General features: G+C 68.4%; 14 protein-coding genes. 8 read left to right on the top strand and 6 right to left on the bottom strand.

The window, feature by feature from the left end; all coding sequences use genetic code 11:
* Nucleotides 1-6: 6 nt before the first annotated feature.
* From AC3A6Y_RS13995 to AC3A6Y_RS13980, 4 genes are all read left to right on the top strand, one after another.
* Nucleotides 7-960 carry an NAD(P)H-dependent flavin oxidoreductase gene (locus tag AC3A6Y_RS13995; RefSeq protein WP_487868821.1) on the top strand — a complete coding sequence of 318 codons (954 nt, stop codon included), beginning with the start codon at nt 7-9 and terminating at the stop codon, nt 958-960.
* 37 nt (nt 961-997) lie between these two features.
* Nucleotides 998-1,726, top strand: coding sequence for an SDR family oxidoreductase (locus AC3A6Y_RS13990; protein ID WP_487868820.1), 729 nt, complete (start codon nt 998-1,000; stop codon nt 1,724-1,726).
* A gap of 23 nt (nt 1,727-1,749) precedes the next feature.
* Entirely contained in the window at nt 1,750-2,364 is a 615-nt protein-coding gene (locus AC3A6Y_RS13985) for a DsbA family protein (protein ID WP_487868819.1), read from the top strand.
* 81 nt (nt 2,365-2,445) lie between these two features.
* On the top strand, nt 2,446-3,435 hold the full coding sequence (locus tag AC3A6Y_RS13980; protein WP_487868818.1) for a Bug family tripartite tricarboxylate transporter substrate binding protein: 990 nt from the start codon (nt 2,446-2,448) through the stop codon (nt 3,433-3,435).
* A gap of 7 nt (nt 3,436-3,442) precedes the next feature.
* Here the strand turns inward: AC3A6Y_RS13980 and AC3A6Y_RS13975 are convergent, their stop codons facing one another.
* Entirely contained in the window at nt 3,443-4,258 is an 816-nt protein-coding gene (locus AC3A6Y_RS13975; RefSeq protein WP_487868817.1) for an IclR family transcriptional regulator, read from the bottom strand.
* Nucleotides 4,259-4,403: 145 nt separating this feature from the next.
* Here AC3A6Y_RS13975 and AC3A6Y_RS13970 point away from each other — a divergent pair, with 145 nt between their 5' ends.
* The gene (locus AC3A6Y_RS13970) at nt 4,404-5,606 is read left to right on the top strand and encodes an iron-containing alcohol dehydrogenase (protein ID WP_487868816.1); all 1,203 of its coding nucleotides are present in this window, start codon (nt 4,404-4,406) and stop codon (nt 5,604-5,606) included.
* 6 nt (nt 5,607-5,612) lie between these two features.
* On the opposite strand, the gene AC3A6Y_RS13965 is transcribed toward AC3A6Y_RS13970, so the two are convergent.
* Nucleotides 5,613-6,152, bottom strand: coding sequence for a PaaI family thioesterase (locus AC3A6Y_RS13965; RefSeq protein ID WP_487868815.1), 540 nt, complete (start codon nt 6,150-6,152; stop codon nt 5,613-5,615).
* A gap of 58 nt (nt 6,153-6,210) precedes the next feature.
* Between AC3A6Y_RS13965 and AC3A6Y_RS13960 the strand changes: the two genes are divergently transcribed.
* Genes AC3A6Y_RS13960 through AC3A6Y_RS13950 form a run of 3 tightly spaced genes read left to right on the top strand, consistent with a single transcriptional unit; the run spans nt 6,211 to nt 9,344 of the window.
* Complete coding sequence (locus AC3A6Y_RS13960) at nt 6,211-6,675, top strand: MarR family winged helix-turn-helix transcriptional regulator (protein WP_487868814.1); 465 nt, start codon at nt 6,211-6,213, stop codon at nt 6,673-6,675.
* The gene (locus AC3A6Y_RS13955) at nt 6,668-7,927 is read left to right on the top strand and encodes an MFS transporter (protein WP_487868813.1); all 1,260 of its coding nucleotides are present in this window, start codon (nt 6,668-6,670) and stop codon (nt 7,925-7,927) included. The genes AC3A6Y_RS13960 and AC3A6Y_RS13955 overlap by 8 nt, the downstream gene beginning before the upstream one ends.
* Before the next feature lie 13 nt (nt 7,928-7,940).
* On the top strand, nt 7,941-9,344 hold the full coding sequence (locus AC3A6Y_RS13950; protein ID WP_487868812.1) for an MATE family efflux transporter: 1,404 nt from the start codon (nt 7,941-7,943) through the stop codon (nt 9,342-9,344).
* 263 nt (nt 9,345-9,607) lie between these two features.
* Here AC3A6Y_RS13950 and AC3A6Y_RS13945 read toward each other — a convergent pair whose 3' ends face one another.
* The 4 genes from AC3A6Y_RS13945 to AC3A6Y_RS13930 form a co-directional block, all read right to left on the bottom strand.
* The gene (locus AC3A6Y_RS13945; protein WP_487868811.1) at nt 9,608-11,038 is read right to left on the bottom strand and encodes an NEL-type E3 ubiquitin ligase domain-containing protein; all 1,431 of its coding nucleotides are present in this window, start codon (nt 11,036-11,038) and stop codon (nt 9,608-9,610) included.
* Between the two features lie 324 nt (nt 11,039-11,362).
* Nucleotides 11,363-12,130 carry an aldolase gene (locus AC3A6Y_RS13940; protein WP_487868810.1) on the bottom strand — a complete coding sequence of 256 codons (768 nt, stop codon included), beginning with the start codon at nt 12,128-12,130 and terminating at the stop codon, nt 11,363-11,365.
* 31 nt (nt 12,131-12,161) lie between these two features.
* Nucleotides 12,162-12,803, bottom strand: a complete 642-nt coding sequence (locus tag AC3A6Y_RS13935) for a 2-dehydro-3-deoxy-6-phosphogalactonate aldolase (protein WP_487868809.1) — start codon at nt 12,801-12,803, stop codon at nt 12,162-12,164.
* Entirely contained in the window at nt 12,800-13,693 is an 894-nt protein-coding gene (locus AC3A6Y_RS13930; RefSeq protein WP_487868808.1) for a 2-dehydro-3-deoxygalactonokinase, read from the bottom strand. The genes AC3A6Y_RS13935 and AC3A6Y_RS13930 overlap by 4 nt, the downstream gene beginning before the upstream one ends.
* Nucleotides 13,694-13,700: the final 7 nt, after the last annotated feature.

Genomic DNA, 13,700 nt, shown 5'->3' with positions numbered 1-13,700 from the left:
CTCCCCATGGCATTGCCCGCACTCTTGAAAGACAAGCTCTCGCTGCCGCTGATCGGCTCGCCCCTGTTCATCATCTCCAACCCCGAGCTCGTGCTGGCCCAGTGCCTGGCCGGCGTGGTGGGTTCCTTCCCCGCCCTCAACGCGCGGCCGAAGGAACTGCTGGACGAATGGCTGGCGCACATCACCGCGACCCTCGATGCGGCCCGCGAGGCCGAGCCCGCGCGCCGCATCGCGCCCTTCGCGGTCAACCAGATCATCCATCCGTCCAACGACCGGCTCGACCACGACATGGACCTGTGCGTGAAGCACCGCGTGCCGATCATCATCACCAGCCTGTCGGCGCCCACGGACTATGTGGCCCCGGTGCATGCCTACGGCGGCCTCGTCTTCCACGACGTCACCAATGTCAAGCACGCGCAGAAGGCGCTGGCGGCCGGCGTCGACGGGCTGATCCTGGTGTGCGCGGGCGCCGGCGGCCATGCCGGCACGATGAGCCCTTTCGCGTTGGTGGCCGAGGTGCGGCGCTTCTTCGACGGGCCGATCGCGCTGTCGGGCTCGATCACCTCGGGCGCGCATGTGGCCGCGGCACTGGCGATGGGGGCCGACCTGGCCTACGTCGGCACGCGCTTCATCGCCACGCCCGAAGCCAATGCACAGGAAGCCTACAAGCAGATGATCGTCGACAGCGCCGCGTCCGAGGTCACCTACACGCCGCTCTTCACCGGCGTGCACGGCAACTACCTGACGCGCAGCATCGCGGCTGCCGGCCTCGACCCGGCCCAGCTGCCGACGGCCGACAAGTCATCGATGAACTTCGGCGCCACGCGCGTCAAGCCCTGGAAGGACGTCTGGGGCGCGGGGCAGGGCGTGGGCAACATCGACGAAGTGCTGCCCACCGCAGAGCTGGTGCGGCGCATGACGCGCGAGTACCGAGGCGCACTGGCGCAACTGGAAGCCTGAGCGCACCATTCCCACGATTACCCAAGGAGACTGAAACATGAGCGACAAGAAAGCCATCCTCGTCATCGGCGCCGGCGATGCCACGGGCGGCGCCATCGCGCGCCGCTTCGCGCGCGAGGGCTACATTGCCTGCGTCACGCGGCGCCAGGCCGACAAGCTGCAGCCGCTGGTCGATCAGATCAAGGCCGAGGGCGGCCAGGCGCACGGCTTCGGCAGCGATGCGCGCAAGGAGGAGGAGATGATCGCCCTCGTCGAGCAGGTCGAGCGCGAGATCGCGCCGATCGAGGTGGCGGTCTTCAACATCGGTGCCAACGTGCGCTTCGGCATCACCGAGACCACCGCCCGCGTGTATCACAAGGTGTGGGAGATGGCCTGCTTCGGCGGCTTCCTGATGGGGCGCGAGGTCGCCAAGGCGATGCTGCCGCGCGGCCGCGGCACCATCATCTTCACCGGCGCCACCGCCAGCCTGCGCGGCCGCGACGGCTATGCGGCCTTCTCGGGCGCCAAGCATGCGCTGCGCGCGCTGGCCCAGAGCATGGCGCGCGAGCTGTGGCCCAAGGGCATCCACGTGGCGCATCCGGTGATCGACGGCGCCATCGACACCGAGTTCATCCGCACGACTTTCCCCGAGCGCTACGCGCTGAAGGAGCAGGACGGCATTCTGCAGCCCGAGAGCATCGCCGACGCCTACTGGCAGATCCACATGCAGCCGCGCAACGCCTGGACGCACGAGACCGAGCTGCGCCCCTGGCTGGAAAGCTGGTGAGAGCAAAGGAAAGGAGCAGCGCCATGGCAGTCCCGGTTCAATTCCTGTTCGACTTCGGAAGCCCCAACGCCTACATGTGCCACCGCGTGATTCCCGCGATCGAGGCACGCACCGGCGTGGCCTTCGAGTACGTCCCCGTCCTGCTCGGCGGGATCTTCAAGCTCAGCGGCAACCGCTCGCCGGCCGAGGCCTTCGCGGGCATTCCGAACAAGCGCGCCTACGACCAGCTGGAGATCAAGCGCTTCGTCGCGAAGCACCGGCTCGATCGCTACCGGCACAACCCCTTCTGGCCGGTCAACACCCTGCAGATCATGCGCGGCGCGGTGGCGGCGCAGAAGCAGGGCTGCTTCGAGCGCTATGTCGAGGCGGTCTACGTGGCCATGTGGGAGGAGGCGCGCAACATGGAGGACCCGGAGGTCATCGTGCGCACGCTGGACGAAGCAGGGCTGGACGGCCAGCGCCTCTACGCCGGCACCCAGGACCCGGAGGTAAAGAACCGCCTCATGGCCAACACGCAGGCCGCCTTCGAGCGCGGCGCCTTCGGCTCGCCGACTTTCTTCGTCGGCAGCGAGATCTTCTTCGGCAAGGACCGGCTGCGCGAGGTCGAGGAAGAAATCGTGCGGCAGAGCGCCGCCTAGCACGCCGCCGAGGCGGGCACCCGGACACCCCTGGGCTGAGCCGTCGGTAGCGGCGAGCCCTCCATCAAAAAGGAGACAAGCATGAAAACCACACGGCGATTCCTGGGCGCTGCGACCCTCGCGGCGCTGTTCGCGATCGGCGCGCCCGCGAGCCTTGCGTGGGCGCAGGACGCCTCGGGCTTTCCCGCCCGGCCCATCAAGATCATGCTCGGCTTCCCGCCGGGCGGTTCCACCGATTCGCCGATGCGCGCGCTGGCGGAGGACGCCTCGAAGATCCTCAACCAGCCCGTCGTGATCGAGAACAAGCCGGGCGCGGCGGGCCTGATGCCGGCTCAACTGCTGCAGGGCGCGCAACCCGACGGCTACACGGTCGGCGTGATCCCGGCCAACCTGTTCCGCCTGCCCTACACCGGCACCATGAACTGGAACCCTGCCACCGATCTGCGCTACGTGATCGGCCTGACCTCCTTCGTCTACGGCATCGTGGTGCCGGCGACCTCGCCGATCAAGAGCATGGACGACTACGTGGCCTACGCCAAGGCGCATCCCGGCGAGCTGACCTATGCCACGCCCGGCGCGTATCTCGCGCAGCACCTCGCGATGGAGCAGATCGCGCGCATCAAGAACATCCGACTGAGCCACGTGCCCTACAAGGGCACGGCCGAGTCGTTGCAGGCGGTGGTGGGCGCGCACGTGATGTCGGCGGCCGAGACCTCGGGCTGGGGGCCGTATGTGGAGAGCGGCAAGCTGCGCCTCCTCGTCACCTTCGGCGAGAAGCGCATGAGCCGCTTCCCCGACGTGCCGACCTTGAAGGAGGTCGGCATCGACATTCCGCCGCCTTCCGCGGCCTGGGGGCTGGCGGTGCCGAAGAACACGCCGCAGGCGGTGGTGGCCAAGCTGCACGACGCCTTCAAGCAGGCGATGGAACAGCCGGGCTTTCGCAACGCGCTGGCGCAGTACTACATGGAGCCGGCGTACATGAGCCCGGCGCGCTACCAGCAGTTCGCGGCCGAGTCGACGCAGCGCGAGAAGCAGATGCTCGACGCGATCGGCTTCGTGCGGGAGAAGTAGGGCAGCGCTAGCGCCGCGCGCCCAGGCCCTGCTCGATCTCGCGCACCATCGCGATCAGCTTGGGGCGCACCTCGCCGAGCAGCGTGTCGCGCGAGATCGACTGGGCCGGCCCCGCTGCATTGATCACCATCAGCGGCAGCCCGCCGCCCGGCTGGAAAGGCACGGCGATGCCGTTGATCTCTTTCTGCCACTCGCCGAAGGAGCCGACGTAGCCGCTCTCGGCCAGGTCGGCGCAGGCCTGTCGCAGGCCCTTCTCGATGCGGGGCCAGGCGATCGGGTCGAGCGCCTGGATGCGTTCCTCCAGCGCCAGCCGCACGTTCTCCGGCGCAGCCGCCAGATAGGCGCGGCCCATCGCGGTGGTGGCCAGGGGGATGCGCGCGCCGATGTCCAGCCGCAGCGTCACGATCGAATGGCCGCGGCAGTTCTCGATGTAGAGCATCGACATCTCGTCGCGCAGGCCGAGCGAGACCTGGGTGCCGGTGTCGATCGCCAGCTGCTGCATCAGGGGCCGGCTCATCTCCTTGACGTCCAGCCGCGCCAGCGTGGTGCCGCCGAGCATCAGCGTGGCCATGCCGAGCCGGTAGCGGCCCGACTCCTCGACGTGGTGCAGGTAGCCCAGCCGGGTGAGCGTGTAGGTCAGTCGCGTGACGGTGGACTTGGGCAGCCTGCAGCGCTCCGCGAGCTCCTGGTTGCCGAGCCGCTCCTCGCCGGACCTGAAGCAGCGCAGCACGTCGAGGCCGCGCGCCAGGGCGGTGACGAAATGGCGGTCTTCGCGGCCTTCGTCCAGCACATCCGGATCGAAGGAGGCGGGGGAGTTCTTCATGACGGTCTCCTGCGTTCTGCACAGCGGTATCAAACTTGGCGGCAGGGCGCGTTCGGACCTATGAAGCCCTGTCGCCGAATCCCACAATTGCAGAATTATGAACCGCATTGCAAAACAAGTGCAGTGCTCTTGCAGGAGACAGACCATGGAGCAGACCGTCGCCACCGGCGCCCACAACTTCGCTTCGATCGAGCGCGTCGTCTTCGGCCAGCCGGCCGCCGGGGTGATCGCGGCCGAGGCCACGCGCCTCGGCAGCCGGCGGGTCTTCATCGTCGCGAGCCGCACGCTGCGCACGCAGACCGGCGTCATTCGCGCGATCGAGCAGGCGCTGGGCGAGCGGCACGCGGCCACCTTCGACGGCATCCCGCAGCACACCACCCGCAGCGGCGTCGCGCGCGCCACGGCCGCGGCGCTGGCGGCGCAGGCCGACCTGGTGGTGGCGGTGGGCGGCGGCTCCGTCATCGACGCCTCCAAGATGCTGCTGCTGTGCATGCGCCACGGCATGACCGACGAGCACCTGGAGGCGCTCGACCGCTTCGAGGTGAAGCTGGGCGACGATGGCAAGCCCGTGCGGCCGGTCTTCGACGGCCCCGCGCTGCGCATGATCGCGGTGCCCAGCACGCTCAACGGCGGCGAGTTCAATGGCGGCTGCCTGGTGACCGACGAGCGCCGCAAGCTCAAACAGACTTTCTTCCACCCGCTCATGATGCCGCGCACCGTCGTGCTCGATCCGGCCTTGACCCTGCACACCCCCGAGTCGCTGTGGCTGGGCTCGGCCACGCGTGCGCTCGACCACGCGATCGAGGCGCTGCTGTCGACCACGCCCACGCCGCTCACCGACGCGGTGGTGCTCGACGGCATCGCGCGCATGGCGCGTGCGCTGCCGGCATGGCGCGCCGAGCCGGCGAGCCTCGCGGCGCGCGCCGAATGCCAGGTGGCGAGCTGGCTCTGTTCCTACGGCCTGTCCAGCCGCGGCCCGGGGGGCGGCGTGATGATGGGGCCGAGCCATGCCATCGGCCACGTGCTGGGCGGCAGCTGCGGCGTGCCGCACTACTACTGCACGCCGGTGATGATGCCGGCCATCCTGCGCTGGTCGGAGCCTGCGACCGCGGCGCGCCAGCGCCAGCTGGCCCAGGCGCTGGGGCGGCCCGGGCTGCCGGCCGCCGAGGCCTTCGCGGAACTCGTGAAGACGCTGGGCCTGCCCGCGACGCTGCGCGATGTCGGCGTCGACGAAAGCCAGTTCGACATGATCGCGCGCACCAGCATGCGCGAGCTCTTCATCCACGGCAACGCGCGCAAGATCTCCGGGCCGGGCGAGGTGCTGGAGATCCTGCGTCTGGCGGCCTGAGCGTCTTCAGCGCTTCGCCTCGAACACCAGGCAGGTGGTGGTCGCATGCGCGTACAGCGTGCCGTCCGGTCCGAAGAGGCGCGCCTCGGCGGTGGCCAGCTGGCGGCCGCAATGGATCACCTTGCCTTCGGCGCGCACGCGCGGCACCTTGGGCGTGACGCCCTTGACGAAGTTCACGTTCAGCTCGGCCGTGGTGTAGGCGCGGCCCGGCGGCATCATCGTGTGCACCGAGCAGCCGAGCGACGAGTCGAGCAGGGTGGCGACCCAGCCGCCGTGGATGGTGCCCAGCGGATTCAGGTGCTGCGGCAGTGGCGTGCCCTGGAACACCGCGACGCCGGGGCTGACCGAGAGGATCGTGAAGTCGAGCGTCTTGGCGATCGCGGCATAGCGGATGTCGCCGCGCAGCATGGCCTGCATCACCTCCAGTCCGGTCTTGCCTTCGATTTGCTCGGGGCTCGCCAGCCCTGGACCCGGGCCGGCCTCCAGGCGGGCGAGGACCTCTCGCTCTTCGGCAAGCCAGGCTTCGAGTGTGGTGTTCTGCGTCAAGGGTCTTTCTCCGACATAAAGGTTGCATATGCAACGGTTGTAGCTACAATCTTCGGCCATGGATGCTATCGCAAAGCCGCAGGGCTGTACCAATTTCAGGCTGCGCCGCCTGACCCGCATGGTCTCTCGGCACTACGACGCGCATGTTGCCGCAGCCGGCCTCAAGACCACACAGTACTCGCTGCTCTCGCATGTGTTGACCCTCGGCCCGCTGCGGCCGGTCGACCTGGCGCAGGCGATGAACGTCGACGCCTCCACGCTGACGCGCAACCTCAAGCCCATGCTGGCCGCCGGCTGGCTGACCCAGACCGAGGGGCCGGATGCACGCAGCCGCCTGATCGCGATTACCGAGGCCGGCCGCGCCAAGCGCGCCGAGGCCCAGCGCCTGTGGCGCGCCGCGCAAGCGGGGCTCAACGAGATGCTGGGTGTCGAGCGCGTCGCGGCCCTGCACCTGCTGATCGACGAAAGCATTGCGCTCCTGCAGCGCGCCGGATTGAAAGACGAGGAAAGCAGCGATGAGTGACTCCAATCCCACGCCCGCCGCAAGCGCGGGGCCGTCCGCCGTGCGCCGTTACGCGCTTTGGCTGGTGCTGCTGGCCACGGCCGGCACCTTCGCGCTCACCATGGGCGTGCGCCAGACCATGGGCCTGTTCCTGTCGGCGGTGAACACCTCGACCGGCCTGGGCGTCGCCAGCATCAGCCTGGCCTTCGCCTTCGGCCAGCTCTGGTGGGGGCTCACGCAGCCCTTCGCCGGCGCGGTGGCCGACCGCATCGGAACCGGCCGCGTCATCCTCATCGGCGTGCTGCTGGTGGCGCTGGGCACCATCATCACGCCGCTCATGACCAGCACCGCCGGCCTGATCTTCGCGATCGGCGTGCTGGCGGCGGGCGGCGCCGGGATGGCCGGGCCTTCGGTGCTGATGGGCGCCACGGCGCGGCTGGTGTCGCCTGCGCAGCGCGGGCTGGCCACCGGCATCGTGAACGCGGGCGGCTCCTTCGGCCAGTTCGCGATGGCGCCGATCGCCATCGGGCTCACCACGGCCTACGGCTGGGCCAATGCGATGCAAATCCTGGGCTTCCTGATCCTGGTGGCGCTGCCGGCGGCCTTCGTGCTCAAGGGCAATTCCAACGCGCTCGCCGCGGCCTCGGGCGCCAAGCGCCTGAGCGCGCGCGAAGCCATCGGGCAGGCGCTGGCGCTGCCGGGCTTCCGCCTGCTGAGCCTGGGCTTCTTCGTCTGCGGCTTCCACGTCGCGTTCCTCGCGACCCACCTGCCGGGCGTGGTGGCGGCCTGCGGCCTGCCGCCGGAAGTGGGCGGCTGGTCGCTCGCGATGATCGGCCTGTTCAACATCGTCGGCAGCCTCGCGATGGGCTGGGCGGTGGGGCGCTGGCGCATGAAGTCGCTGCTGGCGCTGCTCTATGCAACGCGCGGCGTGGCCGTGCTCGTCTTCCTGCTGGCGCCCAAGACCACCTTGGTGATGCTGCTCTTCGCTGCCGTCATGGGCGTGACCTTCCTCTCGACCGTGCCCCCGACCGTGGGCCTGGTGGCCAAGATGTTCGGTCCGGCCAACATGGCGATGCTGTTCGGCATCGTGATGCTGGCGCACCAGGTGGGCGGCTTCCTGGGCGCCTACCTGGGCGGCACCATCTTCGAGGCCACGGGCAGCTACGACTGGGTCTGGTACATCGACATCGTGCTGGCGGCGGGCGCGGCGCTGGTCAACCTGCCGATCCGCGAGGCGCACCTGCCGTCGCGTGCCGCCAGGGCGGCGGCCTGAGCGCCCGACGGCCATGACGACCGTCGATGCGCGCACGCGCCTGCTGCTGGAGGCGCCGATCGCGCCGACCCTGTGGCGACTGGCCATGCCCAACGTGCTGGTGATGATCGCGCAGGCCGCGGTCGGCCTCATCGAGACCTACTTCGTCGGCAAGCTGGGCACCGATGCCCTGGCCGGCATGGCGCTGGTGTTCCCGATCGTCATGCTGATGCAGATGACCTCCGCCGGCGCCGTGGGCGGCGGCATTGCTTCTTCGATTGCGCGCGCCCTCGGCGCGAAGCGGCGCGAGGATGCCAACGCGCTGGTGCTGCACGCGATGCTGGTGGCGCTGGGCTTCGGCCTGGTCTTCAGCGCCGTGCTGCTCGTCGGTGGCCGCGCGCTCTATGCGCGCATGGGCGGCGAGGGCGCTTCGCTGGAAGCGGCCGTGACCTATTCGCACTGGGTGTTCGCCGGCGCCGTGCTGGTGTGGCTCTTCAATTCGCTGGCGGCCGTGATCCGCGGCACCGGCAACATGGCGGTGCCGGCCAGGGTGACGGTGGGAGGCGTGTTCTTTCTCGTGCCGGTGTCGCCGCTCCTGATCTTCGGCTGGGGCCCGATTCCCGCGCTCGGCATCGCGGGCGGCGCAATGGCGCTGCTGCTTTATTACCTCGTCGGATCGCTGGCGCTGCTGGCCTATTTGCGCTCGAGCGGCAGCGATCTGAAGCTCTCCTTCACGGGCGTGCGCCTGCGCTGGCCGTTGTTCCGCGACATCCTTCGGGTGGGCCTGATCTCCTCCATCGCGACCGCCTGCGTCAACCTCTCGATCGCCGTCGCCACCGCGCTCGCGGGCCAGTTCGGCGCCGGCGCGATCGCCGGCTACGGCACCGGCTCGCGGCTCGAGTACCTGCTGGTGCCGCTGGTCTTCGGATTCGGCGCGCCGCTTCTGGCGATGGTCGGCACCTGCATCGGCGCCGGCCAGCGCGAGCGGGCGCTGCGGGCGACCTGGATCGGCGTGGCCATGGCCTTCGCGATGGCCGAGGCCGTGGGCCTGGCGGCGGCGCTGTTCCCGCGTCCCTGGCTGATGCTCTTCGGCAACGATCCCGCCATGCTCGAGGCCGGCACGCAGTACTTGCGCGCCGTGGGGCCCTTCTACGGCTTCTTCGGCGTCGGCCTGGTGCTGTACTTCGCCTCGCAGGGCGCGGGGCGGCTCTTGTGGCCGGTGCTGGGCAACCTGGCGCGGCTGGCGGTTGCAGCGCTCGGCGGTTGGCTGGCGCTGCGCTGGAGCGGCGAACTCGTGCATGTGTTCGTGGCCCAGGCGGTGGCGCTGGTGGTCTATGGAATCGTCATTGCCGGAGCCATTGCGGGCGGCTCCTGGTTCGGGCCGGTGGGCTGGCCGCGCAGCACGAGCGGGCTGCTGCGGCGGGTTGGCGCTTCCTGATTTCCTCTGTCATCCGTCATGGGGGTATGGACACCGACATTGCGTGCCGTGTGTCGGACGAAGATCTCGCCCAACGACGTGGCGCGTCAGGCGCCGGCCACGGTAGGGAGCCGGAGGTGTTGGCTGATGCGACGGCGCGGCGAAGCAGGGCTTTGTCGGGACGGCCCGGGCCTACGCTGCGGCGCGCTGAAGGCAGGGCGCTCGGCGTCGCCGAAGTTCCTGCCCACCCGGCCACTGATCACGAGGCGGCGGCGGCGTGCTGATCAAGCGTCTTGGTCCTTCCAAGCCTTCATGGTCAACGCCAACCAAAGCTCCCGCTGCTTATCTTGTCCACGCTGCTTGAGTTCTTGCGTGAGGGCTGCAGGACGAAGGGCTGACGGCACCGCACGATTCTCGAGATCGTTTTGCACCTCCCGTTCGATGTTCTTCCAGTAGTTCCCGTCGGCGATTGCATTTTCAATCTCGTCGACCTCGTTCGGATACTTGTCGCGCAGGACAGCTTGCCAAGGTTCCCAGGTGGCGAAAAAGCCCCAAAGCTCCTTCCCCTCTCTGTCCAGAACCGCTCGCATCGCAGCTGAGATGTCCTTGGACTCGACGCCCGAGATGAGGCTGCTGATGAATCTCCCATACGGCTTCTCGCCTCCCAGCTCAAGCGATTCATGGAGCTCGGAATAGTAGGCGAGGTGTGTTTCGATCTCCTCCAGATGTTCGCCCACGCCTCGGACCCGCCGGTCCGCGTTGATTTCCTTCACCTTGTCCTTTGCCAGTTGGTCGATACAAGTGCGGCGAAACACCTTGCGTGCGAGATGGAACATCTGCTCCTTGGTCAGCACACCCTCCATGGCAGGCTGGACAAGCAATGCCAATTCCGCTTGATGCAATGTGAAAGAGACACGATCGTCGCACCTCTCGTCGCCGCCCTTGAGCGCAGCGAAGACGCGTTCGGCCAAAGGGGGCTTGGCGGCCATTTCTTCGACGAGACGCCGAAGCATCGGTTTGAGATGCGAGCTCGTCGTTTCTTTGAGTGCTCTCTTGACCAAAGTGGCCAGTAGCGAGAGATCGTGCGTTTCATTGAACTGCGTGAACAAATCCGCCCCCAGCTCCAGTGCTTCGGACAGGGCATGAACGGGATTGACTGGGCTCGCACGAACCGTTGTATAGGGCCTTTCTGGAAAGTTGAGCGGTTGAGCAGAACGATTCCCCTGCAGTGGAGGTGCCAACAGCGCGTTCCAAAAGGCGCGGGCCTCTTCGGGGCTAAAGGCATTGAACAAAGGTGAACCCGTCCCATTTTGTCGCATTGCGGCATTGAGATCTTGGGACGAAACGCTGAGAAGTGTCGACGTTGGCGTCGCTCCCTGATCGGCCACGTACTCGAATTGCGCAGAGGGTTCCCAGCGGGAGGCCACATCCAGCGCAGAGGGTTCCCAGCGGGAGGCCACATCCAGCGCAGAGGGTTCCCAGCGGGAGGCCACATCCAGCGCAGACTCCAACTCCTCGAATGGCGACTGAACTTGCAAGAGCCCGGCCCTGCCGGCAACGCGTTCTTCGAGTGAAGGAGGTGCGGCCTCTTCGGTCGAGACTTCTGAGTTTGGATACGAGTCCTCCGGCTGTTCATTCGAGGCAGGCGCTCGTTGTTGTGGCGGTTGTCCTGCACCCTGGCGAAAGGGGTTGTTGCTTGCGGAACGAAGATTCATGGGCGGCTGTTGAAGTTTGACTAGTTTTTAGGGTCGGAACGGAGCTTCGTCCTGCCTGTCGATGACGACTCAAGCTGAGTAACGCCACAGCGACGGCCGTTCCCGGACCAGCAAAAAACACGCTTCAACACAACAGGCAATCGCGCCAGCAAAAAAATGGATGCCGCCGCCGGCACGTGCTGCCAACGCTGAGTTGGCTCGGCTGCGGGCAGCCGCGGCCATCTAAAGCACCTCGAAATAGGCCGTATGGTCGCCGAGCGCCAGCGCGCTGACCGACGCGGTAAAGCGCGAGGTCGAGAAGGGTTTCGTCGCCGACCGGCCGGCCTACGCCGCGGCGCGCTGAAGAAGAGGGCGCCCAGCGTGCGGCGCTGGCAGCAGCCGCCGCAGCGCCTCGAAGAACAGATCGGACTGCTCCCGCTCCCCCTGGATCTGCGCCGCCACGTGCGCCGCCAGCTTCGCATCGACCGGCGCCAGAGGCCGCCCGGTGGATTGCGCGATCACCTGGTGCAGGCACGCGCGCTCGACGTAGTAGAGGTCGTCGTAGGCATGCGCGATGTTCGCCCCGGCCACGATCACGCCGTGGTTGGCCAGGAAGGCGATGTCCTTGCCGCCCATGGCATGGGCGATGCGCTCGCCCTCGCGGTCGTCCAGCGCCAGGCCGTTGTAGGTCGCGTCGATGGCGATGCGGCCCATGAAGCGCATGGCGTTCTGGCTCAGCGCCGGGTCGAGCGCGCGGTCGGTGGTGAGCGTCAGCGCGGTCGCGTAGGGCATGTGGCAGTGGAGCACCACCGCGCGGCCGGTGACGCGATGCACCGCGCCGTGAATGAAGAGCGCCGTGGGCTCGACCCGGTGGCGCCCGGCCAGCACCTCGCCGTGCACGTCGATCAGCACGATGTCCTCGGGGCCGATCTCGCTCCAGTGCAGGCCGCGCGGATTGATCAGGTAGCGGTCTTGCGCGCCCGGCAGGGCGACGCTGAAATGATTGCACACGCCTTCGGAGAGGCCGTGGTGCGCGGCGGCGCGCAGCGCCAGCGCGAGGTCTTCGCGCAGGGCGCGGATGGCGGGGCTGGCGTACTCGGCTTCAGGGCTCATCGTTCGATCTCCGTTCCGGGCATGGCGAAACTCATATCCGCAGGCTCCCATTGAAGGCCGCCACGAACTCCATGGCCGCCTCGCGCACCGCCTCGGCGCTCTTGCCGGGCTTGTAGAGCGCCGATCCGATGCCGAAGCCGGCCGCGCCGGCCTCGCGCCAGGCCTGCATGCCGGCCGGCGTGATGCCGCCCACGGGCAGCAGCGGCGTGCCCTGCGGCAGCACCGCGAGCAAGGCCTTGACTACCGCCGGCGAGGCCAGCTCGGCCGGGAAGAGCTTGAGCCCGGCGGCACCCGCCGCGAGCGCGCCGAAGGCCTCGGTCGGCGTCATCACGCCCGGCAGGCTCACCAGGCCGAGGCGGGTCGCTTCCGCCAGCACCTCGGGGTTGAAATTGGGCGCGACGATCAACTGCCCGCCGGCGGCATGCACCTCGCGCACCTGCTGCGCCTCGAGCACGGTTCCGGCGCCCACCAGCGCACCGGGGAAGCGCTCGCGCAGCAGCGCGATGCTCTTGAGCGGCTCGGGCGAATTGAGCGGCACCTCGAGCAGCCGGAAGCCGGCACCGACGATGGCGTCGCCGATCTTCGGCGCCTCGGCCGGGTTCAGGCCGCGCAGGATGGCCACCAGGGGCAGTTGCTGCAGGGCGGTGGAAAACTGCTCGTGGGGAGGCGTCATGACCTTGCCTTGTTCGAGAGATGAATGGCCGCCAGCGCGTGCAGGCCGGCCCAGGTGGCCTCGGTGCCCAGCGTGCGCGCGGTGTTGCCGGAGATCTCCAGCGCCAGCAGGTAGCGCTGGGTCAGCGCAGGGCTGCCGATCAGCACCAGGTCGCCCGCGTGGATGGACTGGGTGCGCAGCTCTTCGCCGATCAGCAGCCCGGACAAATAGCTCGCCAGCTCGCCCGCCGGCATGCGGTCGAACAGCGCCAGCGTGCGTGCGCCGAAGGCGTTGTGCAGCAGGCCCTGGCCGTTGTCGGCCTGCGTCACGCCTTCGAGAAAGGCGACTTCGTCCAGCGGCGCCTGGGCATCGAGCGTGCGCGCCAGGATCGAATGCTGGCTCAGCAGTGCGTAGAACTCGCCCGTCATGAAGGTGCGGAAACCGGTCACCCGGCCGCGCTTGACCGTGACCCACTTGTTGTGCGTGCCGGGCAGCACGAAGAGGCCGTCGGACAGGCCGGTCAGCGCCATGGCGCCGAAGATCTGCACCTCCTCGCCGCGCATCACGTCGGGCACGCCGTCGTGCATGTCGCTCATGCCGGGCACGATCGCGATGCGGCCGGGCTCGATCTCGACGATGGCATTGCCCACTTCGACCCGGCCCGAGGGGCAGGGGCAGTAGGGCGCCTCGACCCAGCCCTGCTTGCTGCCGGCCATGCCCGAGATCAGGCAGAAGCTGCCGGTGGGGCGCATCCAGTCGCCGAACAGTTCCTCGAAGAGCGCCAAAAAGCCGCCCGGCGGCACCGTGAGGATGCCGCGCGGGTGGCTGCGCTCCTCGAGCACATGCCCCTTGCCGTCGAGCAATGCGCCGCGCAAGGAGCTGGTGCCCCAGTCGATGGCGATCAGATGCATACCGGAC

The sequence above is a fragment of the Variovorax sp. Soil_C_17 genome (genome assembly GCF_057657265.1).
This window is presented reverse-complemented; position numbering and strand designations above follow the sequence as displayed.